This is a genomic window from Stenotrophomonas sp. PvP093 (assembly GCF_017876915.1).
In the GTDB taxonomy this organism is placed as follows: Bacteria; Pseudomonadota; Gammaproteobacteria; order Xanthomonadales; family Xanthomonadaceae; genus Stenotrophomonas; species Stenotrophomonas muris.
On record NZ_JAGIOX010000004.1, the window covers coordinates 2,693,842 to 2,714,970 of the forward strand.

General features: G+C 67.4%; 19 protein-coding genes and 1 tRNA gene. 13 read left to right on the top strand and 7 right to left on the bottom strand.

Annotated features, from left to right (window positions below; genetic code table 11):
• Positions 1-539: 539 nt before the first annotated feature.
• A tRNA-Arg gene (locus J3A72_RS14905) sits at positions 540-616 on the bottom strand.
• A 183-nt stretch (positions 617-799) separates the two neighbouring features.
• Between J3A72_RS14905 and J3A72_RS14910 the strand changes: the two genes are divergently transcribed.
• The 7 genes from J3A72_RS14910 (at position 800) to J3A72_RS14940 (ending at position 7,464) form a co-directional block, all read left to right on the top strand.
• Positions 800-2,332, top strand: a complete 1,533-nt coding sequence (locus tag J3A72_RS14910; RefSeq protein ID WP_014646923.1) for an aldehyde dehydrogenase family protein — start codon at positions 800-802, stop codon at positions 2,330-2,332.
• Entirely contained in the window at positions 2,332-3,171 is an 840-nt protein-coding gene (locus J3A72_RS14915; protein ID WP_041863358.1) for an SDR family NAD(P)-dependent oxidoreductase, read from the top strand. The genes J3A72_RS14910 and J3A72_RS14915 overlap by 1 nt, the downstream gene beginning before the upstream one ends.
• 179 nt (positions 3,172-3,350) lie before the next feature.
• Positions 3,351-3,635, top strand: a complete 285-nt coding sequence (locus tag J3A72_RS14920; RefSeq protein WP_014646921.1) for a DUF4190 domain-containing protein — start codon at positions 3,351-3,353, stop codon at positions 3,633-3,635.
• A gap of 4 nt (positions 3,636-3,639) precedes the next feature.
• The gene (locus J3A72_RS14925) at positions 3,640-4,410 is read left to right on the top strand and encodes a class I SAM-dependent methyltransferase (RefSeq protein WP_075076801.1); all 771 of its coding nucleotides are present in this window, start codon (positions 3,640-3,642) and stop codon (positions 4,408-4,410) included.
• Positions 4,411-4,418: 8 nt separating this feature from the next.
• Positions 4,419-5,474: a quinone-dependent dihydroorotate dehydrogenase gene (locus tag J3A72_RS14930; protein ID WP_049471279.1), complete on the top strand. Its 1,056-nt coding sequence runs from the start codon at positions 4,419-4,421 to the stop codon at positions 5,472-5,474.
• Between the two features lie 8 nt (positions 5,475-5,482).
• Positions 5,483-6,544, top strand: coding sequence for a UDP-N-acetylmuramate dehydrogenase (gene murB, locus J3A72_RS14935; RefSeq protein WP_075076800.1), 1,062 nt, complete (start codon positions 5,483-5,485; stop codon positions 6,542-6,544).
• Between the two features lie 32 nt (positions 6,545-6,576).
• Entirely contained in the window at positions 6,577-7,464 is an 888-nt protein-coding gene (locus tag J3A72_RS14940) for a DMT family transporter (protein WP_014646917.1), read from the top strand.
• Between the two features lie 109 nt (positions 7,465-7,573).
• Here the strand turns inward: J3A72_RS14940 and J3A72_RS14945 are convergent, their stop codons facing one another.
• The 5 genes from J3A72_RS14945 to J3A72_RS14965 all read right to left on the bottom strand — a co-directional run bounded on the left by J3A72_RS14945 (position 7,574) and on the right by J3A72_RS14965 (position 11,748).
• A complete protein-coding gene (locus J3A72_RS14945) occupies positions 7,574-8,578 on the bottom strand; it encodes an aminoglycoside phosphotransferase family protein (protein WP_075076799.1) in 1,005 nt (334 codons plus the stop codon).
• Positions 8,579-8,677: 99 nt separating this feature from the next.
• Positions 8,678-9,712, bottom strand: a complete 1,035-nt coding sequence (locus J3A72_RS14950; protein WP_075076798.1) for a heparan-alpha-glucosaminide N-acetyltransferase domain-containing protein — start codon at positions 9,710-9,712, stop codon at positions 8,678-8,680.
• The gene (locus J3A72_RS14955) at positions 9,709-10,299 is read right to left on the bottom strand and encodes a TetR/AcrR family transcriptional regulator (protein WP_075076797.1); all 591 of its coding nucleotides are present in this window, start codon (positions 10,297-10,299) and stop codon (positions 9,709-9,711) included. Before J3A72_RS14955 ends, J3A72_RS14950 begins: the two co-directional genes overlap by 4 nt.
• A 97-nt stretch (positions 10,300-10,396) precedes the next feature.
• Positions 10,397-11,200, bottom strand: coding sequence for an APH(3')-II family aminoglycoside O-phosphotransferase (locus tag J3A72_RS14960; RefSeq protein WP_075076796.1), 804 nt, complete (start codon positions 11,198-11,200; stop codon positions 10,397-10,399).
• A gap of 41 nt (positions 11,201-11,241) precedes the next feature.
• Positions 11,242-11,748, bottom strand: a complete 507-nt coding sequence (locus J3A72_RS14965; protein WP_075076795.1) for a DUF2938 domain-containing protein — start codon at positions 11,746-11,748, stop codon at positions 11,242-11,244.
• A gap of 55 nt (positions 11,749-11,803) precedes the next feature.
• Here J3A72_RS14965 and J3A72_RS14970 point away from each other — a divergent pair, with 55 nt between their 5' ends.
• The 4 genes from J3A72_RS14970 (at position 11,804) to J3A72_RS14985 (ending at position 15,998) form a co-directional block, all read left to right on the top strand.
• Positions 11,804-12,469 (top strand): metalloregulator ArsR/SmtB family transcription factor, encoded by a 666-nt coding sequence (locus J3A72_RS14970; protein ID WP_032959997.1) that lies wholly within the window; start codon positions 11,804-11,806, stop codon positions 12,467-12,469.
• A gap of 14 nt (positions 12,470-12,483) precedes the next feature.
• Positions 12,484-13,212, top strand: a complete 729-nt coding sequence (locus tag J3A72_RS14975; protein WP_046430294.1) for a GNAT family N-acetyltransferase — start codon at positions 12,484-12,486, stop codon at positions 13,210-13,212.
• A 28-nt stretch (positions 13,213-13,240) separates the two neighbouring features.
• Positions 13,241-13,957, top strand: a complete 717-nt coding sequence (locus J3A72_RS14980) for an SDR family oxidoreductase (RefSeq protein WP_049406437.1) — start codon at positions 13,241-13,243, stop codon at positions 13,955-13,957.
• Positions 13,958-14,051: 94 nt separating this feature from the next.
• Positions 14,052-15,998, top strand: coding sequence for an EAL domain-containing protein (locus tag J3A72_RS14985; protein WP_075076794.1), 1,947 nt, complete (start codon positions 14,052-14,054; stop codon positions 15,996-15,998).
• Here J3A72_RS14985 and J3A72_RS14990 read toward each other — a convergent pair.
• Positions 15,995-16,606 carry a TetR/AcrR family transcriptional regulator gene (locus J3A72_RS14990; RefSeq protein ID WP_014646907.1) on the bottom strand — a complete coding sequence of 204 codons (612 nt, stop codon included), beginning with the start codon at positions 16,604-16,606 and terminating at the stop codon, positions 15,995-15,997. The genes J3A72_RS14985 and J3A72_RS14990 overlap by 4 nt on opposite strands.
• A 104-nt stretch (positions 16,607-16,710) precedes the next feature.
• Here J3A72_RS14990 and J3A72_RS14995 point away from each other — a divergent pair, with 104 nt between their 5' ends.
• Both J3A72_RS14995 and J3A72_RS15000 read left to right on the top strand, forming a co-directional pair.
• Positions 16,711-17,787: an MBL fold metallo-hydrolase gene (locus J3A72_RS14995; protein WP_075076793.1), complete on the top strand. Its 1,077-nt coding sequence runs from the start codon at positions 16,711-16,713 to the stop codon at positions 17,785-17,787.
• 166 nt (positions 17,788-17,953) lie between these two features.
• Positions 17,954-21,073 (top strand): discoidin domain-containing protein, encoded by a 3,120-nt coding sequence (locus J3A72_RS15000; protein WP_075076792.1) that lies wholly within the window; start codon positions 17,954-17,956, stop codon positions 21,071-21,073.
• Positions 21,074-21,129: the final 56 nt, after the last annotated feature.

The following is a 21,129-nucleotide window of genomic DNA, read 5'->3' on the forward strand; positions in this document are numbered from 1 at the left end:
CAGTGAATCGAATCTCCGGAAGAACGAAGTGGAGTATCGCCGGGCTGGTTTTCACGGCCTTTGCCGCCGTTGCTGCAACAGTATCGATCAACGCCAGTTCGTATCCGTATAACCAGGTTGCAGTTGCGCAGAATTTGTCCGCCTACGAAATGGTGGAGCTGCGACGCGCCGGCCTTGTCGGTTTGGCGGGCATGTACCGAATCACGCATGGCATTGCGTCTTTGCCTGTCGGCAGCAGGATCAAGGTGACCTGGGGTGACGGGTCCGTCGAAGAAGCCGCTGTTACTTGCCTCACTGGAAGCCCTTGCGTCCAGCCCCTGCCGGGAACTCAGCAGCCGCCCAGCCGTGGCGGTGGAGGTGCCGGCGGTGGCAGCGGCGGAGGTGCTGGTGGAACCGGCGGATTTAACCCTGGCGGAGGCTGCTATGGAAGCTGCGGAGGAGGTGGCAGCGGGGTTGTCACGGTGAAACCCATCATCCCGGTCCGTCCGAAGTAGACCCATTCAAGCCCGACGACGCCGCTCGCCCTGTTCCATTGATTCTGGTGACCCCGGCCCGATTCGAACGGGCGACCTTCCCCTTAGGAGGGGGACGCTCTATCCAGCTGAGCTACGGGGCCATGCAGCCGGGAAGTTTACAGGCAACGTGCCCTGCCCTCCAAGCATTCATGTTCGGCCAGGCCCGGCTGGCGCGTTGCACCATGGCCGGGCGGGGCGCTCTGCTACCATCGGCGATTAAGTTCATCGCGTCCCCCACCTGCCCGCGATGGCACCAAACAACGTAACGAAATACAGGAGTCTGCATGTCTTCCGAGCTGCTCAAGTCCCTTGGCCTGGACGCGATCAACGCTGGCACGTACCTGGGCAACGGGGAGTGGTCGAGCGCGACCAGCGGTGAGCTGATCACCCCGGTCAACCCGACCACCGGCGAGCCGATCGCGCAGGTCCGCGCGACCACCGAGGCCGAGTACGAGACCGTCGTTGCCCGCGCCCAGGAAGCCTTCAAGGTCTGGCGCACCACGCCGGCCCCGCGCCGCGGTGAAGCCGTGCGCCTGTGCGGTGAAGCACTGCGCAGGCACAAGGACGCCCTGGGTTCGCTGGTTGCGCTGGAAATGGGCAAGAGCAAGCCGGAAGGCGATGGCGAAGTGCAGGAGATGATCGACATCGCCGATTTCGCCGTGGGCCAGAGCCGCATGCTGTACGGCTACACCATGCATTCCGAGCGCCCCGGCCACCGCATGTACGAGCAGTACCACCCGCTGGGCCTGGTCGGCATCATCTCGGCCTTCAACTTCCCGGTCGCGGTGTGGAGCTGGAACTCGTTCCTGGCCGCCATCTGTGGCGACGTGTGCATCTGGAAGCCGTCCAACAAGACGCCGCTGACCGCCATCGCCTCGCTGAAGATCTGCAACGACGCGCTGCGCGAAGCCGGCTTCCCGGACATCTTCTTCCTGATCAACGATGCCGGCACCGCGCTGTCGGAAAAGATGGTCGATGACCGACGCGTGCCGCTGATCAGCTTCACCGGCTCGACCCAGGTCGGTCGCACCGTCAACGAGAAGGTCGCGCGCCGCCTCGGCCGCTGCCTGCTGGAACTCGGCGGCAACAACGCCATCATCCTGGACGAAACCGCCGACCTGAAGCTGGCCGTGCCGGGCATCGTGTTCGGCGCCGTCGGCACCGCCGGCCAGCGCTGCACCACCACCCGCCGCCTGATCGTGCACCGCTCGATCTACGCCGACGTGCTGGCCACCCTGGTCAAGGCCTACAAGCAGGTGGAAGGCAAGATCGGCGACCCGACCGATGCGGCCAACCTGATGGGCCCGCTGAACAGCGAAGGCGCCGTGCAGCAGTTCCTCGATGCGATCGCCCAGGCCAAGGCGGCCGGCGGCACCATCGAAACCGGTGGCAGCCGCATCGACCGCCCGGGCAACTTCGTGTTGCCGGCCATCGTCTCCGGCCTGAAGAACAGCGACGCCGTGGTCCAGCACGAGACCTTCGCGCCGATCCTGTACGTGATGCCGTACGACACCCTCGATGAAGCCATCGACATGCAGAACGGCGTGCCGCAGGGCCTGTCGTCCTCGATCTTCACCCAGAACCTGAAGACTGCCGAGAAGTTCCTGTCGGCTGCCGGCAGCGACTGCGGCATCGCCAACATCAACATCGGCACGTCCGGTGCGGAGATCGGCGGCGCCTTCGGTGGCGAGAAGGACACCGGCGGTGGCCGCGAATCCGGTTCGGATGCGTGGAAGGTCTACATGCGCCGCCAGACCAACACCATCAACTATTCGGATTCGCTGCCGCTGGCCCAGGGCATCAAGTTCGACCTGTGATGGCAAACGACGCAGACACGTCCGTGGGCCAGAGCCCCTCCGGGGACCTGGCCCCAGCGAGGGGTCGGATCCCCGCAGGGGCTCCGACCCTCGATTTCAGCGGCCGCCGCGTGCTCATCGCCGGCGGCAGCAAGGGCATTGGCCGTGAAATGGCGCTGGCCTTTGCCGGCGCCGGCGCACAGGTCTCGGTCTGCGCCCGCGGCCAGGCCGGCCTGGATGCCCTGCGTGCCGATGCACGGGCGCAGGGCTTCGAACTGCACGCGTTTTCCACCGATCTGGCCGATCCCGGCCAGATCCAGGCCTGGCTGCAGGCCGCTGCCGATGCCCTCGGCGGTATCGATGTACTGGTCAACAATGCCACCGGCTACGGCATGGCCGACGACGAGGACGGCTGGGCCGCCAGCCTGCAGATCGACCTGATGGCGGCCGTGCGTGCCTCGCGCCTGGCACTGCCATGGCTGCGTGCCTCCAGCGACGCCTGCATCCTCAATCTGTCGTCGATTGCCGCGCAGCAGCCGCGCCCCGGTGGCGCGCCGTATGCTGCGGCCAAAGCGGCGCTTTCGCACTACACCACGTCACAGGCGCTGGCGCTGGCCAAGGACCGGATCCGGGTCAATGCCATCGCCCCGGGCTCGATCGAGTTCGATGACGGCCTCTGGGACCGTCGCCGCGTCGAGGACCCTGCGCTGTACCACGGCACCCTGGCGAAGATTCCGTTCGGCCGCTTCGGCCACCCGCGCGAGATCGCCGACGCCGCCCTGTTCCTGTGCTCGCCGCTGGCGCGCTGGGTCACCGGTAGCGTGCTCAATGTGGATGGCGGCCAGGTGTTGATGGGCTGATACCGGCACTTCGGTAGCCGCCAACCCTGGTTGGCATGCCTTTCGTCGACCAAGGTCGACGCCTACCAGGGCCGAAATCCCATTCGTCGGCCAGGGTCGACGCCTGCCATCCCATCCGCCGGGCATGGGATTGCCGGGGCAGAGGCACTATCATGTGCACACTGCCAAGGAGGACCCCGATGAGCGTGGCACCCCGACAGACAAGCGCCCTGGCCGTGGTCAGCCTGGTCATGGGCATCGCCAGCTGGACCGTCCTGCCCTTCGTGGCCAGCATCGTCGCCATCATCACCGGCCACATGGCCCGCGCCGAAATCCGCCGCCGCCCGCACGAACTGGAAGGCGATGGCTTGGCCGTCACCGGCCTGGTGCTGGGCTGGGTCATGGTCGGCGCGGCACTTGCCGCCATCGTGGTCTTCATCCTGTTCTTCGGCGGCCTGGCGTGGCTGGCGGCGGTGTCGAACTGACGCCATGACCGCCTCCGACAGCACTGAACGCTTCAGCAGCCGAGTAGCCGACTACGTCCGCTACCGGCCCGACTATCCACCCGCGCTGCTGGAGTGGCTGCATGGCCCGATGGGTGTCAGCCAGCAGGCGCGTGTGGCTGACATCGGCGCCGGTACCGGCATTTCCAGCCGCCTGTTCCTGGCCAGCGGCCATCCTGTTGTCGCGGTTGAGCCCAATGCGGCCATGCGGGGCGCGGCGGAAGAATGGCTGGCACCGCAGTACCCGCAGTTCCGTGCGGTGGACGGCCGCGCCGAGGCCACCGCGCTGGACGATGCCAGCATCGATCTGGTCAGCGTCGCGCAGGCCTTCCATTGGTTCGACACCGTGGCGGTACGCGCCGAGTGGCAGCGCATCCTGCGCCCCGGCGGCCAGGCCCTCATCTACTGGAATTCTCGCCTGCTCGATGCGAGCCCGTTCCTGGTCGGGTACGAACAGCTGCTGCTGGACTACGGCACCGACTACACCGCCGTGGCCGAGCGCTACCAGGACGACGCCACCATGCAGGCCTGGTTCGGCGCTGGCCTGCGCGGCAGGGTGGAGCTGCCGAACGTGCAGCACCTGGACTTCGACGCCCTGCGCGGGCGCCTGCTGTCCTCCTCCTACGCCCCTCAACCCGGTCATCCGCGCCACGCACCGATGATCGACGCTCTGCAGCACCTGTTCGCCACCCACGCGGTCGACGGCCAGGTCGCTTTTGAATATCGAACCCGAGCCTTCCTCGGCACGCTGGACTGAACCGACGCATGTATTCGCTTGCCCGCCCCTTCCTGTTCTCGCTCGACGCCGAGCGCGCCCACGGCCTCGGCCTGTCCGCACTGGACCTGGCCTATCGCACCGGCACCACGCCGCTGCTGGCCGCACGCATCGCGCCGATGCCCAGCACGGTGTTCGGGCTGACGTTCCCCAACCCGGTCGGCCTGGCCGCCGGCCTGGACAAGAACGGGGAGCACATCGATGCATTGTTCGCGCTCGGCTTCGGCTTCGTCGAAATCGGCACGATCACCCCGCGCCCGCAGGCCGGCAATCCGCAGCCGCGCCTGTTCCGCCTGCCGGAACACAACGCGATCATCAACCGCATGGGCTTCAACAATGCAGGCGTGGACGCACTGGTGCGCAACGTCGAGCGCGCGCGCAACCGCCGCGGCCTGCTCGGCATCAACATCGGCAAGAACAAGGACACCCCCAACGAACAGGCCGTGGACGATTACATCGCCTGCCTGGACAAGGTGTACCCGCTGGCCGACTACATCACTGTCAACATTTCCTCGCCCAACACCGCCGGCCTGCGTGAGCTGCAGGAAGAAACCGCGCTGCGCCAGCTGGTCAGCCAACTGCGTGACCGCCAGGAAGAGCTCGCGGCTCGCCACGGCCGCCGCGTGCCGATGCTGGTGAAGGTGGCACCGGACCTCAGCGAGCGCGACATCGATGCCGCCGCCCGCGTGCTGGGCGAGCTGCAGGTGGACGGCGTGATCGCCACCAACACCACCATCGACCACAGCAAGGTGGCCGGCGATCCGCTGGCCAACGAGGCCGGTGGCCTGTCCGGTGCGCCGGTGCTGGAGCAGTCCACGCTGGTGCTGCGCCGCCTGCGCTCGCGCCTGCCCGAGTCGGTGCCCTTGGTCGGCGTCGGCGGCATCCTGTCCGGTGCCGATGCCGTGGCCAAGATGGCGGCCGGTGCCGCGCTGGTGCAGTGCTACAGCGGCCTGATCTTCCGTGGACCGGCGCTGGTTTCCGAATGCGTGGAGGCGATCCGTCGCCGCCGCGAAGCGCCCAGCCGCGGCGCGGTGGCCCCACTGTGAGCGCGCCCATGGACACCATCGACGGCAACGCCCCGCTGCGCTGGACGCTCACCCAAAATGCGCCGCTGCAGGGACTGAACACCTTCCACGTGCAGGCCAATGCGGAACAGCTGCTGGAACTGCACGATGCCGCGCTGCTGCCGGAGGTGCTGGCACTGCCCGAGGTGGCCAACGGCCCACTGCTGGTGCTGGGCAGCGGCAGCAACGTGCTGATCGCCGAGGACCTGCCCGGTACCGTGCTGGTGTTCGGCAACCGCGACATCAGTTTCCTTGAACACCGCGCCGACCATGCCGTGATCCGCGCCGGCGCCGGCGTGCCCTGGCATGGCCTGGTGATGTGGTCGCTGCAGGAAGGCCTGTCCGGCCTGGAAAACCTGGCGCTGATTCCCGGCACCGCCGGTGCCGCACCGATCCAGAACATCGGCGCCTATGGCGCGCAGGTCGGCGAGTTCATCCAGGCGGTCGAAGCCTGGGACTGCCAGGAGCAGGCCTGGGTGCGCCTGGATAACGAACAGTGTGGTTTCGCCTACCGCGACAGCGTGTTCAAGCAACAGCCCGATCGCTACCTGATCACCGCCATCGAACTGAAACTGCCACTGCTGCACGATCTGCGCATGGACTACGCCGGCATCCGCGAAGAGCTGCAGGCACAGGGCGTGGAGCTGCCGGGCGCGGTGGACGTGGCCAATGCGGTGATCGCGATCCGCCGCCGCAAGCTGCCCGACCCGGAGGTACTCGGCAATGCCGGCAGCTTCTTCAAGAACCCGGTGCTGCCGCTGGAGCAGGTCGACGTGCTGCTGCAGCACTTCCCCGACCTGCCGGTGTTCCCGGCCGAGCAGGACGACAAGCGCAAGGTCTCGGCGGCCTGGATGATCGAATCCTGCGGCTGGAAGGGCTTCCGCGACGGCGATGCCGGCGTGGCCCCCAGCCACGCGCTGGTGCTGGTCAACCATGGCAATGCCAGCGGCGCTGAACTGCTGGCGCTGGCGCGCCGCATCTCGGCCTCGGTGCTGGAAAAATTCGGCGTGCCGATCGAACCGGAGCCCCGCCTGCTCGGCGCACAGTGGTGAACAGCCCTACCCTTTTCCCCAGCGCCACCCCGATGCGGGCGGCGCTGCTGATGCTCGGCAGCACGATGGCGTTCGGCCTGATGGCGGTGGCGATCCGCTATGCCACGCGCTACGTGCCCACCCAGGAAGTGGCGTTCTTCCGCAACGCCTTCGGCCTGCTGGCGCTGCTGCCGATGCTGCTGCGGCCCGGCCGTGCGCCCTTGAAGACGCAGCAGCTGCCACGCTATTTCGTGCGCAGTGCAATCGGCCTGGGCTCGATGCTGTGCGCATTCTGGGCGCTGGGTCACCTGCCGTTGGCGCAGGCGGTTTCGCTCTCCTATTCCACGCCGCTGTTCGTCACGATTGCCGCCGTGCTGTGGCTGGGTGAAACCGTGCGCGTGCGCCGCTGGGCCGCGGTCGTGGTCGGCTTCATCGGTGTGCTGGTGATCGTGCGACCCGGTACCGCCGGCTTCACCGCGGGCAGCCTGGTCGCCGTGGCCGCCGCGGTGCTCAGTTCGCTGGTGGCGATCCAGATCAAGCAGCTCACCCGCGTCGACAGCGCCGATACCGTGGTGCTCTACACCTACGTGTTCTGGGTGCCGCTGTCGCTGCTTCCGGCGCTGTTCGTCTGGGTCTGGCCGAGCGGCGTGGCCTGGCTGTGGCTGCTGGCCACCGGCGTGCTCGGCACCATCGGCCAGCTGTTGTGGACGCGGGCGCTGCGCCTGGGTGAAGTCTCGGCGCTGACCCCGATCAGCTTCCTGCAGCTGCCGCTGGTAACGCTGTTCGGCTGGCTGCTGTTCAACGAAAGCGTGGACCGCTGGACGATCATCGGTGCCGGCATCATCCTCGCCGCCAACGCCTACATCGCCCACCGCGAAGCCGTGCTGTCACGCCGCGCTGCAAGCGCGGCGGCCTCTGCAGCGGCCAAGCCCGCAGAGTAGATCCACACCCCGCGCAGACACCGCGGCCCCCTGTAGAACCGAGCCATGCTCGACTCATCGCGCAGCGTGAGGGTTCATCGTGGAAATGCCATCCACGCATGGCGTGGATCTACAGCGCGCGATACACCCGCTCGGCCGCGTCGAATACATTGCCCGGTGCGAACTGTTCGCTGAGGAAATGCAGCGACTGCCGGCGCAGCTGCGGCGAACGGTCCTCTCCATCGCTGCCCAGCAGGACCTGCTGGAACTCGATCAGGTCCTGCAGGATGCGCCAGTGCCGGTACCAGGCGGTCCAGCGTGGATCGCCGCGGTCACTGCCATAGCCTTCCTCGAATCCCAACGGGTTCTCGCGCCCCCAGCGCCCACCGACCGCGCCACCGATGAACATCAGGTCGCGCTCGCGCGGGGCCAGCGACAGGCCATCCCAATCGATCAGGTGCAGGCTGCCGTCATTGCCCATCAGCAGATTGCCGGCATGCAGGTCGGTGTGGCACAGGTGCAGCCGCACCGGCACATCCTGCAACGCCGCGTGCAGCTGCAGTGCCTGCGCGTGCAGTGCCGCGATGCGCGCGTGCTGCTGGTCCCAGACCGAGACGAAGGCACGGCCCAGCCCATCCCTGGCAGCCGCCAGGCCTTCGCCGGCCAGCCATTGCCCGACGGTCTCCAGCGCCGCGGTTTCCGTCCGGATGCTCGGCAGCGCTTCCTGCAGCGCCGGTGGCGGGCACGCCTCGTGCAGGCGCCGCAGCACCTCGCCCAATCGTTGCCACTGCGTGCGACTCAATGCCGCCTCGAAACCGGACTGGCCTTCCACATACGGGAACAGGGTGAACTGCAGGCCCCAGCGCTGCACCGATGCCCCGCCGGTCAGCGCCGGCCAGGGCGCAACGATTTCCTCGATACCCAGCGTGCCGCGCAGCCAATGCAGGGTGTCCCAGACGGCAGGGGCCACTTGGTAGCTGCGGCATTTCAACCACCACTGCCCGCGCCGTGCATCGATGCGATACACGCTGGCGTTGGCATCGGCGCCAACCGGGCGTGGCACCACGGCGGTCGCGGTGATGCCATAGGACTGCTGGAGGACTTCGCCGAGATGCTGCGCCGAAGCGAATGACATGGATGCAAGCGGAAAGTGTTATCTGCGACAACTATCGCAGATGTGCCCGCCACGACACAGACATGTCCGTCACAACATCGTGCCTGCGCGACCAAAGTGCTAGCCGGCGACGCGTCGCATCACCGCTTCCAATGGGCCCCGCGCGAACCGCCAGGACCACAGCCACGCTGCGCCCGTGGCCAGCATCAGGAACAACAATGCCCACAGCAGCACCGACGCGAGCGACGCGCTGCCATCGAGCAGGCCCAGGCCTTCCAGCGTGCCCATGCCCAGCAGGATATGGCCGACGTACAGGGTCAGGGTCATGCGCCCGGCCGCGGTGAACGGTTCCAGCCAGTCACCCGGTCGTACACGCGTCAGCCACAGGCAGGCGGCAATGACACTGCAGGCCGCGCCCGCGCCTGTGAGTACGTAGGCCGGTCCCGGTGGCATCGGCTGCGTTCCCAGCCACGCCTGCCAGGGCGTTCCCTGCGCAAGCTGCTGCACGCCATGTCCAGCCACGATCAGCATCAGGCCCAGCACCAGCAGCGCGCGCTGGACCTGCGGTTGCGACAGTTGCAGCCGCGCCAGCAGCATGCCCAGCAGGAAGAAGCACAGCCACGGCAGCAGCGGATGGAACCCATTGAACAGCAGGTTGCGGGCCGCGCCCGGCCATTGCCACAGACCGGCGTATTCCAGCGTCTGCCAGTTCCATCCCTGGCTGTAGTCCCAGTGCAGCAACGCCCAGAACGAACAGGCCGCGATCCCCACGATGCTGGCCAGCAACACCCGCGGCGAGGCCCGCAGCCACAGCACGGCCAGCGCGAAATACACCGCGTAGTAATGCAGGATATCGGCCGGGAACAGCGTCAGGTTGAGCAGGCCCAGCACCAGCAGGAACAGTGCGCGCCGCCAGGTCTGCACACTGGCCGGCCACCAACCCTGCCGATGCGTGCCCAGTACCAGGCCCAACCCGGCCAGCGTAACGAACGTCGCCGAAGCCTTGCCTTCCAGAAAGTGGAAGACGCCTGCCAACCATCCGGCGCCCTCTGCCGGCACGGCCATCGCCAGGCGGAAGTTGACCAGCACCATGCCGGCCAAGGCCAGGTAACGCGCCAGATCAACGCCGTGCAGTCGCCGGTCGACGGCGCTCATGCGCGTGCGCCCAGCAGCAGCGCAAGCAGGCCGAGATCCAGCGATGCCTCATCGGTGCCCCCGGCTTCGCCCAGCCCTCGGCGCAGGGCATCGCTTTCGATGGCATCCAGCAGCACCTGTGCCTGCAGTGCCGGGGCCAGCACGGGGCGCCGACGTTCGCGCCGTGCCACCTGCTGCAGGGCTTCGGCCAGCGTCGCCTGCAATTGCCTGCGATTGGCCGCAAATGCCTCGGCCACGGCCGGATTGCGTGCGCTCTCGGCCAGCACTTCGACGGCGAGCGTTGCCCACTCCGGTTGCCGGCACAGTGCGTGGAAGTCCTGAAGGAAAACCAGCACCCGTGCGCGCTCGCCATCGGACGCGGCCAGTCGGTGCAGCAACGGTGCCAGTTCCTCGCCTTCGGCCACGGCCACCGCAAGGATGATCGCCTCCTTGCCCGGGAAGTGGTTGTAGAGATTGCCGAGGCTGACGCCGGCCGCCTGCGCGATGTCACGCATGCTGGTCTGGTGGAAGCCCTTCACGAGGAAACACTGCAGGGCGGCCTGCAGGATCTGCGCGATGCGTTGCTCGTTGCGGTCGGTTCGGTTCATGCCACAAATAGTGAACGAACGTTCGTCCATTTTTAAGGGCGCACGCATCCGCCGGCAGGGCACCGTTCAGCCCTGCCCTACGCTGCCCTGTGCGGTTTCAGAAGAACTCGTCGAGAAGACGGTAGAACGCCAGCCGCCGTTCGTCGGGCACAACGCCATAGCGCCGGAACAGCGGCGCGACCCAGCGCGTGTCGCCGAAGTTGTGGACCAGGCTGCGCGCGGCGAGCGCCAGATCCTGGTAGCGATCGGCCACACCCAGCCGGCCACAGTCGATGAAACCGCTGAAACGGCCTTCGGCTGCCAGCAGGTTCGGCAGGCAGGCGTCGCCGTGGCTGACCACCAGATCCTCGTGATTGGGCCGGGTAGCGCGCAGTTCGGCGAACACCTGCTGTGCGCTCTGCCCCAGGCGCTCGTCATCGAAGTCATCGGCGTCGACCAGGCCCGCCTCGACCCGTGCCTGCGCGGCCTGCAGGCGCGAGGCCAGCCGCTGGTCGAACGGACAGGCCGCCACAGGTATGGCATGCAGGCCCCGCAGCGCATCGGCCAGCAGTTCCACCAGGCGCTGGGGCGGAAGCTCAGGCGACGAGGCCAGGTCGCGGCCGGGCAGCGCGCTCATCAGCAACCAGCGCCGGCCCGCTTCTTCGGCAGTGGCAATCACTGCAGGCGCCGGCTGCCCCTGGCCCTGCAGCCAACGCAGGCGCGCGATCTCATCGCCCAGCTCACTGAAGGCGTCGATCACTTCCGATTTCAGGAAGGCATCAGCCTGTCCCGGGCGATGCACACGGGCGACGTCTGCGCGCGATACGCCGATCGACTGTCGCTCGATGCGCGCATCGGCCAATGTTTCCCGCCACGCCCACGGCAGCGGCATGCCATCAGTGAAAGGATCGGGTACTTCCATGCGGGGATGTTCCTGTTGCCGGTGACCCCACGGATTCTCGCTCATCCTGCACGGACCCCGGCCAACAGCATCGCGGAAAGGTACATGCCTGCGCCGAACACGCTGTGTGCCACCAGGCTGCGCAGCCGCGCCTTGCCAGGCGCCGGGGTCTTCGAAGCGGCAATGCCGGCGCCCATGCCCGGCTCCAGGATGAAGAACGGCGCGGCAACGCTGAGAATGCCGAAGGCCAGCGCCGGCCGCAGGGTCGGTGCCTGCACCCAACCGTTCCCGACCACGGCCAGCAACAACGCGGCGAAGACCACACCGATCACGTAATGCGCGGTCCACCCCAGCGCGCGTTCGCCGGCCACCGGCAGCGAACGACCAATGCCCTCATGGCGGAAGCGCCCACGCCGCAGGTGGCCGAGCCAGCGGCCGACCATCGCAAAATCCAGCGACGGAATGCCGAGCAGCCTGCGCTGCAGCAACGCCCACAGATCCATCAGCGCGGTCGCGCCCACGCCGATCACTACCGCATCGATCACCAATGTCGTCGCCCAGCCACTCATTCCGCCAAACTTCAATTATTTGCTTGAATGATGGATCGATGCTAGCGTGCCCGGCATGAACGCTGCAACCGAGCTGCCGCCGTCCCCGCTGGAAGCGCTGGCCGAGATCGCCCGCACCCTGGGCCACCCGCACCGCCTGGCCCTGCTGGAGCACATCGCCCAAGGCGAGCGTGCGGTCGAGCGCCTGGCCGAACTGAGCGGCCTGTCGGTGGCCAATACCTCCCAGCACCTGCAGCAGCTGCGTCGTGCCGGCCTGGTGCAGACCCGCCGTGACGGCAAGCGCATCCTCTACCGCAGCGCTGACGGCCCACTGGCCAACCTGTTGGCCGCGCTGCGCGACTATGCCGACCACCAGCGCAGCGAAATGCAGGGCGTCCTCACCGACAGCCTGCAGCGCCGCGATGCACTGGAAGGGCTGACCGTCGAGCAGCTGCTGGAGCAACGCGACAGCGTGGTACTGCTGGACGTGCGGCCGCGCGAGGAATTCGATCTGGGCCACCTGCCCGGCGCGCTGAACATTCCCGCTACGGAACTGCACGCGCGGATGGACGAACTGCCGCGCGCCGTCCACATTGTCGCGTACTGCCGCGGGCCCTACTGCGTGCTGTCCAACGATGCAGTGATGATGCTGCGCGAAGCCGGCCTCAGCGCGCAGCGACTGGCCGCCGGCTATCCCGAATGGAAGGCCGCAGGCCTGCAGGTTGAACTGCCCCGACACTAAGCGAACCGTTTGTCATGGATGATGCGATTTCCCCGTTGATCGATGCTGCCTGGCAGCGCGTGTTCGCCGGCCAGCGCACGTTGCAGCAGGGGCCGCAGCTGCACCTGGCGTGCAGCGATGATGTCGATGAGGGTGAGGACGGCATGCTGTTACAGCCGGTCGCGGGCCCCGCCCGAGCGCTGTTGCGTCCTGCCCTGGCCGCTCGCCTGCAACTGCGTGCGCAACCGCACTGGACACTGGCGCAGCTGCAACAGCGCTTGCAGCAGCTCGGCCAGCATACGCACGGCGCGGATCGTGTCTTCTACTTCCCCACCGCAACACTCGCCGCCCTCGCCGAACACCCTGCCCCACCACATATCCGCCGCCTCGGCGCGACCGACGCGGCAGCGTTCAACGCGTTCCAGGCCACCGCCAGCGAGGACGATCTCGATGCCGCATGGGTCGAGCTGGATCACTGGCAGGTGTTCGGTGCCTTCGACGGCGAGCGCCTGGTCGCTGCGGGAAGCATGTACCCCTGGAGCCTGGATCCAGCCTTCGCCGATATGGGCGTACTGACCCTGCCCGAGGCCCGCGGTCGCGGTCACGCGCGACAGCTGGTACACGCCATGGCCGTGTCCGCGCGGGCGTCCGGGCTGCAGCCGCAATACCGTTGCCAGCTCGACAACACCGCCTCGATCATCACCGCCGGACGCAGCGGCCTGCGCGCGTTCGCCGATTGGGACACCATTCTGGCGGCCGACTGAGGCCGCCGCAGCACAACAAGGAAGCCACATGAAATTGATGGTCATCGGCGCCAGCAGGGGCCTCGGTCGAGCGTTCGTCGAAGGCCTGTGCAGTGCGGGCGACACCGTCATCGGCGTTTCGCGCAGCCGCCCGCACGACCTTGAATGCCCCGAGGGCGTCACCCTGCAGTGGATCGAAGCGGATCTGTCCCAGCCCACCCTTGCTGCCAATCACATCGCAGCGCAGGCGCCGGCCGATCTGGATGTGCTCATCCACAACCTGGGCATCTGGGAAGAGACGGCCTTCAGCGACGAGTACGCCTTCCTCGACGAAAGCGATGCCGCGCTTGCCCAGCTGGTCGACGTCAACATCACCGCCACCCTGGTGCTGCTGCGGCGCCTGCTGCCGAGGGTACTGGGCGCAGCACGTCCACAGCTGGTGCTGACCGGCTCGACCTCGGCGCTGCCGCGCAGCGGCCGCCCGGAAGTGGCGTTCGGCGCATCCAAGTTCGCGCTCAACGGCATCGCCGATGCGCTGCGCGAAGGCTTCCGGGATCGGCGCCTGGCGGTAACCAGCCTGCAGCTGGGCTACCTCAACACCGACGATGCACTGTCAGTGCCGGTAGCGGACGCCGCAGCGCGCGGCGACGGCGCACTGGTGCCGGTCCATGATGTCGTGGCGATGGTACGCGCCCTGCTGCAGCTGTCACCGTCCTCCTTCGTGCGCGAACTGGTGCTGCCCGCCATCGCCGACCCGCGCTACTGACCGCAGGGACCTTGGCCTGGCCCTTGGTGGCCGCACAGGCGCCTGTGGTTTACCCTGCTCGTCACTGGCCGTCGGTCACAGGCGGGAACCTGCTATGGATGCGCTTTCACGGGTCTCGGCCCAGGTCCTGGACAGCGCCCTGCCCAGCCTGCCGCTGTACCTGCTGCAGGCCACGGCGGTGATCGGCATGATCGGCGTGCTGCTGATCGCCACCCGTCGCGCCGGGCACGCCATTGAAGGACGGCGCCTGTATGTCGGCGTAGCGCTGGGCCTGATCTACCTGTTCAATTCCTGGTTCGTGGCCCGTTACACCCAGGGTGTGGTCAAGCTGCACCTCGGCTTCGACATCCTGCTGGTCAGTGGCCTGCTCGGTGGCTGGCGCGGCGGCTTGGCCTGCCTGGCCGCCGCCCTGCTCGCCCGCTACCAGTTCGTCGGCACCCAGTTCTTCCTGCCTGCCAGCCTCGAGGCCGTGTTGCAGATGGTGGCCGGCGTCTGGCTGCGCAGGCGCCTGCACCCGCGCATGCTCAACGAACTCTCGCCACGCATGATCCTGCAGGCGTGGTCCGTGCGTATCGGGATGACCGCTCTGGGCCTGGCGCTGGGTGTGGCGATCATTGGGGCCGATCAACTACCGGTGGCCGAACTGGCGATCCAGCGTGTGCTGGCACTGCCGGTCTCGCTGCTGGTACTCGGCGCAGTGTTCGCACTGGTCTACAACGATGCCCAGATCGATGCGCAGCGCCAGCGCGAACAGGCGTGGCTGCGCATCGATCCGATCAGCGGCCTGCCCAACATGCGTGCGCTCGGTGAACGCCTGCAGCGGTACTGGCGCGACAACGACGGCATCGGCAAGGCCTGCCTGATCGTGGCCGAGATGGGCAACCTGCGCGATCTGCGCCTGCGCTACGGGCCATTGCAGGACAACGGCCTGTGGCAGCGCGATACACCGGCCGACGTCCACCGGTTGCTGCCATCGCTGGCGGTGGACGACGTGGAGGTCTACCAGTTCGGTGATGCCGCGCTGGCGATCCTGGTGCGCGGCATGACCTTGTCCGAACTGCGCATACAACCGCAGATCACCGAGCTGGCCAGCAACCTGGCCGATCGGGTCGGCCGCGATTGGCCTGGCTTCCGGCCACTGTTCCGTTGTGCGGTGGTTGAATTGAAGCCCCCCGTTGATGCCGACGAAGGACATCTTCCGTTCCGCGCGATCACCGTGGCACTGAGCGCGATCGAATCCGGCGTCGTGTTCTTCGACGACCCGATCCAGCGCGACGGCGAGATCGACGCCCTGATCGAATTCGCCCTCGAACGCTGGCTGCAGCAGGGCGACGCACCGCTGTGCTACCAGCCCAAGCATCGCCTGCAGGACCGCCAGCTGGTCGGCGCCGAAGCGCTGCTGCGCATGCGCGATGGCGAAGGCCGGCCGATTGCACCGATGCGGGTGATCTCGCTGCTGCGCCGGCAGGGCCGGCTGGCAGACCTGGAATGGGCCACGCTGCAGTCGGCGGTGCACTTCCTGCAGCACTGCCGGCAGGACGGCGCGGCGCTGACCATCGCAGTCAATGTGTCAGCCGAATCCCTGCGCCTGCCCGACTTCGGCCTGCGCCTGCAGGAACTGCTGCAGCTGCACGACATCCCCGGCGCGATGCTGCGGCTGGAAATCGTCGAGTGGACCGAGATCGTCGAGCGTGACCTGGTCGATGCCAACATCGCACAGCTGCTGGCGGCCGGAGTCACCCTGTCGCTGGATGATTTCGGCGCGGGCTATTCGACCCTGATCCTGCTTTCGCAGCTGGCCATCGCCGAGGTCAAGATCGAGCAGGCGTTGATCGCCACGCTGTCCGACGCCAAGTCGCAGTCGATCGTTCGCTTCATCGTCGAAGTCGCGCACCGCTGCGGCGCGATCGTGGTGGCCGAGGGGACCGAAACCCTGGCGCAGGAACAGCACCTGCGCGCGCTGGGCGTGGATGTCGGCCAGGGCTATCTGTACTCGGCCGCACTGCCGGCCGACGAGTTCCGTCGCTTCGCCGCCAGCTAGACCGCGTAGAAACCCAGGAACATGGCCACCGCCGATTCGGCGACGCGTGCGCGTTCCTGCGCGGTCAATGGTGGCTGCCCCATCGTCACCTGCGGCCAGAACGCGAAGCTCTTCACCAGCCCATGCAGCTGGTGGCCGGCGAATTCCGGATCAACCTCTCGCAACCGGCCATCGGCGATCGCTGCGCGGATCCACGCACTCTCGCCACTTTCCTTCTCGCCCATGCGGCAGACGATGGCCTGCGCCCGCTCCGGTGAGTGGATGACCTCGGCCATCGCCACCCGTGCCAGGTCGATGAAGTTGGCATCGCTGAGCAGTTCCAGCTTCTGGCCCAGCAACTGCAGCAGCTGCGCCTGCAACGGCTGGTCCGCGCGATACGGCAGTGCGTCGCTGGCCACGCTGCGTTCCCACAGCTCCTCCAGGATCATCGAAAACAGCGCTTCCTTGCTCGGGAAGTGGTTGTAGACGGTGCGCTTGGAGACCCCGGCCACCTCGGCGATGCGGTCCATGCTGGTCGCCTCGTAGCCCGATGCACGGAACTCCTCCACCGCCGCGCGCACGATGGCCTCGCGTTTGCGGTCGGTCAGGCGTTGTGGGGCACGGGGCATGGCGGAGACCGGATAGCTGAACGGACGGCACCATTTTACACCCAGTAGTGTACTTTTGAAAAATGCGAAACTACACTGTGCAGTGTACCCAGCGGACGTCACCCATGAAGCGCCTGCTCCTTGTCCTCCTGCTTGGAATCCTCGCCGTGACCGCCTACACCTTCTGCAAGTCCTGGTCCCTCCCCGACTTCCCCGATTCGCCGCAGTACCGCGACGGCAAGTTCCGCAATGCCCTGCCCCGTCCGGCGATGGGCCTGCGCGACGGTGCGGAGATCTGGTGGACGTTCCTGTTCAACAAGCCCAAGGGCACCGTGCCCGCCCACCCGATTCCGGTGCAGCCGCTGGACCGCGCCTCCCTGGATGCTGCGCCGGATCGCAGCCTGTTCCGGCTTGGGCACTCCACGATCCTGCTGAAGCTGCGTGGCCAGTACTGGCTGACCGACCCGGTGTTCTCCGAGCGCGCCTCACCGGTGCAGTGGATGGGGCCGGCGCGCTTCCACGCACCGCCGATCAGCATCGACGAACTGCCGCCCATCGCCGGCGTGATCCTCTCGCACAACCACTATGACCATCTCGACCGTGCCGCGGTAATGCAGCTGGCCGGCAAGACCGCGCGCTTCATCGCACCGCTCGGCGTCGGCGACCAGCTGATTGCATGGGGTGTGGGCGCCAGCAAGGTGGAACAGCTGGACTGGTGGCAGTCGACTGAAGCCAGTGGCCTGCGCTTGACCGCGACCCCGGGCCAGCACTTCTCCGGCCGCGGGCTGGGTGACAGCGACCGCAGCCTGTGGGCGTCATGGGTGATCCAGGACGGCGACTTCCGCATCTTCTTCAGCGGCGACACCGGCTACTTCGATGGCTTCAAGGCCATCGGCGAGAAGTACGGACCGTTCGACCTGACCATGATCGAGACCGGCGCCTACGATCCGCGCTGGGCGTTCGTGCACATGCAGCCGGAACAGACCCTGCAGGCGCACCTGGACCTGCGCGGCAAGTGGCTGCTGCCGATCCACAACGGCACCTTCGACCTGGCCCTGCACGCATGGCAGCAGCCGTTCGAGCGCATCACGGCATTGGCGGCCGCAAAGAATGTGCCGGTGGCCACGCCGATGATGGGCGAAGCACTGGACATGCAGGCGCCGCAGGCGGGTACGCGATGGTGGGAGACGGTGGAGCTTTAGCGGGGGATGCCGTTTGACCTGCCGGAAGCCATGTAGAGCCGAGCCATGCTCGGCTGCGTCAACCACGGAAGCGGCCTGCGGCGCTGCAGTGCGTCATGTAACCGATTACATCCCTTGCTAGCGTAGCGCTCGCCCGATTCCGGTCGAACCTGCGAGGCAGTCCGTAATGACGTTGCGCGCCGAACGCTCCAAGGTCTCCCGCTCAGCTATCCCATGGCGATCTGCCGCCGCCCTGCTGTTGGCCGCCCTGGCCTCCAGCGCACAGGCACAGACCCTCCCCCCGCGCAGCCAATGGCAGGCCAGCAGTTCCTCGCAGCAGGTACCGGCGATGGCGATCGGCCACCTGATCGACGGCGACCCGAAGACCGTGACCGGCGGCGCCTTCAGTCCGGGCCACTGGTTCCAGATCGATCTGGGCGCGCCTACCCTGCTGGCCGGTGCGCGCCTTACCTGGGATGTCTCCAACCCGGAAGGCTATTCACTGCAGACCTCGCTGGACGGCACGCAGTGGCAGACCGCGTACACGATGGCCGATTCGCTGGGCGACGTGGAAACGCTGTACTTCGCGCCGCGGCAGGCACGCTACCTGCGGCTGGCCAGCCCGCAGCGCACCTCCGATTGGGGCGTGTCGATCTTCGAGATGGAGCCACTGGACAGCACGCTCAGCGCACGCATCAGCGGTATCGATGCAACGCAGGCAGCGGCGCTCTGGCAAGGCGGCGGCACCGTCGCGATGCCGGCCGGGGTAAATGGATCCCATACGTTCGAGATCACGCTGCCGCGGGCCCAATCAACGGCTGGCCTGGTCGTCGACTGGGCCGATGGCGCGCGCGGCGCCGCGCGACTGCAGGTGCAGGATGCACAGGGCCGTTGGCAGGACCTCGCACACGATGCACAAGCGGCCAATCATCGACAAAGCTGGCTGGCCGCCACTGCAGCACAACCGTTACGTACATTCCGCCTGAGCGTGGACGGCGCTGCACCGCAGATCGCGCGCCTGCGCCTGCTCGGCCCGAAAGCCGTGATGACGCCGATGAAGCGCTACCAGATCGCTGCCAGCGGCGCGCAGCGCGCGTTGTTCCCGGCGTCGTTGCAGATGCAGCAGACCTATTGGACCGCAGTGGGCGTGCATGCGGGCCGGCAGAAGTCGATCTTCGACGAATACGGCAATCTGGAAGCCTTCAAGGGCGCGCCACTGGTGCAGCCGATCTGGCGAAGTGCTGACGGCCGCGCCGCTGGCGCGGCAGGACAGCCGATACAGCACGCGCTTCGGGATGGCTGGAAGCCCATGCCCTCCGCCACCTGGTCACCGCAACCCGGCCTGGAGCTGCGCAGTGAAGTGTTCGCCATCGAGCGCGATGGCCAGCCGGTAACCTTCCTCCGCCATCGCCTGCACAACACCGGAAAAACCCGGATCGACGGCACACTCAGCCTGGTCGTGCGCCCGATGCAGATGAATCCGCCATGGCAGAACGGCGGGCTGTCGCCGATCCGCGATGTGGCCATCGACAGGCAATCCGTGCGCATCAATGGCCGCACGCTGCTGCAGTCGCTCACGCCAGTGGCTGCGTCCGGCGCGGCGCCGTTCGGCAGGGATGGCGCCACGGAAATCACCGCGGACATCGCTGCCGGCCAACTGCCTTCCGCGCAACAGGCGCATGATGACCAGGGTCTTGCCTCGGCTGCGTTGGACTACCGCGTCTCGTTGGCGCCGGGAACCAGCGATGCCATCGTGGTCGCGTTCCCGTTGGGCACCGCCGCCGCGGATGCCAATGGCGTGCTGCCCGAAGCGCCTGCGCTGGATCTGGCCACGCTTCCCCGCGATGCCAATGCGGCGTTCGATTCACTGGCCACGCAGGCGTCCGCGGACTGGCAGGCACGGCTGGGCCAGGTCGGCCTGCGCCTGCCCGACCCATCACTGGTGGACATGCTGCGCGCGCAGGCCGCCTACATGCTGATCAACCAGACCGGCCCGGCGATGCAGCCCGGCCCGCGCAACTACAACCGCTCCTTCATCCGCGACGGCATGGCCACCTCGGCCGTGCTGCTGCGCATGGGCGAGGCCAAGGTCGCGCGCGACTACCTGGCCTGGTACAGCGAACACGGCGTACATGCCAACGGCCTGGTCTCGCCGATCCTCAATGACGATGGCAGCGTCAACACCGGCTTCGGTTCGGACATCGAGTACGACAGCCAGGGCCAGTACGTGGCGCTGGTCGCCGACGTTGCACGGCTGGATGGCGGACCCGAGTCGGTGCGTGACTACCTGCCGAAGGTGAAGGCCGCGCTGCACTTCCTGCAGGAACTGCGCGAGCGCACGCTGGTGCCCGGTTACAAGGCTGACCAGCCTGCCCCGGAACGCTTTGCGGGCATCCTTGCACCATCGATCAGCCATGAGGGCTATCCATCACCCACCCACAGCTATTGGGATGACTACTGGGGCCTGAAGGGGTGGCACGACGGCGCGTGGCTGGCCGAGGCGCTGGGCGACCACGAAACCGCCCGTTGGGCGCGCGAGCAGTACAAAGCGCTGTACGACGCATTGCGTGCCTCGATCCGCGCAACGATGGCGTGGAAGGGCATCGACTTCATTCCGTCATCGGCCGATCTGGGCGATGGTGACCCCACCGGCGTGTCGATCGCCCTGGACCCGACCGGCGCGCAGAGCGTGTTGCCGGCAGATGCGTTGCGGACCACCTTCGCCCGCTACCTGGAAGACGTGCGCAAGCGCAGCCAGCCCGGTGCGCTGTATGCCTACACGCCGTACGAGATCCGCAACGTGCTGAGCTATGTGCACCTGGGCCAGCCAGACGTGGCTGACGAGCTGCTGCAGGGCCTGCTTCATGACCGGCGCCCGCTTGAATGGCAGGTGCTGGCCGAAGTAGTGCATTCACGGCTGCGCTTCCCGCGGTACCTGGGCGACATGCCGCATACCTGGATCGGCGCCGAATACGGCCGCACCCTGTTCGGCATGCTGATGCGCGAAGACGATGATGCGCTCTCGCTGCTGCCGGGCACACCGCCCTCGTGGGTGGCGGGGGATGGATTGGCGGTGGAACGCCTGCCGACGGCGTATGGCACATTGCAGATGCAGGCGCGGCAGCGCGACGGAGTGCTGAGGGTGGGGCTTGGCAAAGGGCTGCGCGGCGGAACGGCGGTGAAGGTCTGGTGGCCGGCGCGCACGATGCCGAAGACGGTGCGTGTGGACGGACGCAGCGTTTCCGACTTCGACGCCGAGGGCGTGCGCCTGGCGAAACCGTTCAGAACGCTGGAGGCGCGTTGGTAAAGCAGCCGAGCATGGCTCGGCTCTACAAAAGCGGAGGTCGCGCCGGGCCACGCCCG

Bases quoted from the DNA above. Each gene is read 5' to 3' on its own strand.
- J3A72_RS14910 (WP_014646923.1), top strand. From the start codon at position 800: ATGTCTTCCGAGCTGCTCAAGTCCCTTGGCCTGGACGCGATCAACGCT.
- J3A72_RS14915 (WP_041863358.1), top strand. From the start codon at position 2,332: ATGGCAAACGACGCAGACACGTCCGTGGGCCAGAGCCCCTCCGGGGAC.
- J3A72_RS14920 (WP_014646921.1), top strand. From the start codon at position 3,351: ATGAGCGTGGCACCCCGACAGACAAGCGCCCTGGCCGTGGTCAGCCTG.
- J3A72_RS14925 (WP_075076801.1), top strand. From the start codon at position 3,640: ATGACCGCCTCCGACAGCACTGAACGCTTCAGCAGCCGAGTAGCCGAC.
- J3A72_RS14930 (WP_049471279.1), top strand. From the start codon at position 4,419: ATGTATTCGCTTGCCCGCCCCTTCCTGTTCTCGCTCGACGCCGAGCGC.
- murB (WP_075076800.1), top strand. From the start codon at position 5,483: ATGGACACCATCGACGGCAACGCCCCGCTGCGCTGGACGCTCACCCAA.
- J3A72_RS14940 (WP_014646917.1), top strand. From the start codon at position 6,577: ATGCGGGCGGCGCTGCTGATGCTCGGCAGCACGATGGCGTTCGGCCTG.
- J3A72_RS14945 (WP_075076799.1), bottom strand. From the start codon at position 8,578: ATGTCATTCGCTTCGGCGCAGCATCTCGGCGAAGTCCTCCAGCAGTCC.
- J3A72_RS14950 (WP_075076798.1), bottom strand. From the start codon at position 9,712: ATGAGCGCCGTCGACCGGCGACTGCACGGCGTTGATCTGGCGCGTTAC.
- J3A72_RS14955 (WP_075076797.1), bottom strand. From the start codon at position 10,299: ATGAACCGAACCGACCGCAACGAGCAACGCATCGCGCAGATCCTGCAG.
- J3A72_RS14960 (WP_075076796.1), bottom strand. From the start codon at position 11,200: ATGGAAGTACCCGATCCTTTCACTGATGGCATGCCGCTGCCGTGGGCG.
- J3A72_RS14965 (WP_075076795.1), bottom strand. From the start codon at position 11,748: ATGAGTGGCTGGGCGACGACATTGGTGATCGATGCGGTAGTGATCGGC.
- J3A72_RS14970 (WP_032959997.1), top strand. From the start codon at position 11,804: ATGAACGCTGCAACCGAGCTGCCGCCGTCCCCGCTGGAAGCGCTGGCC.
- J3A72_RS14975 (WP_046430294.1), top strand. From the start codon at position 12,484: ATGGATGATGCGATTTCCCCGTTGATCGATGCTGCCTGGCAGCGCGTG.
- J3A72_RS14980 (WP_049406437.1), top strand. From the start codon at position 13,241: ATGAAATTGATGGTCATCGGCGCCAGCAGGGGCCTCGGTCGAGCGTTC.
- J3A72_RS14985 (WP_075076794.1), top strand. From the start codon at position 14,052: ATGGATGCGCTTTCACGGGTCTCGGCCCAGGTCCTGGACAGCGCCCTG.
- J3A72_RS14990 (WP_014646907.1), bottom strand. From the start codon at position 16,606: ATGCCCCGTGCCCCACAACGCCTGACCGACCGCAAACGCGAGGCCATC.
- J3A72_RS14995 (WP_075076793.1), top strand. From the start codon at position 16,711: ATGAAGCGCCTGCTCCTTGTCCTCCTGCTTGGAATCCTCGCCGTGACC.
- J3A72_RS15000 (WP_075076792.1), top strand. From the start codon at position 17,954: ATGACGTTGCGCGCCGAACGCTCCAAGGTCTCCCGCTCAGCTATCCCA.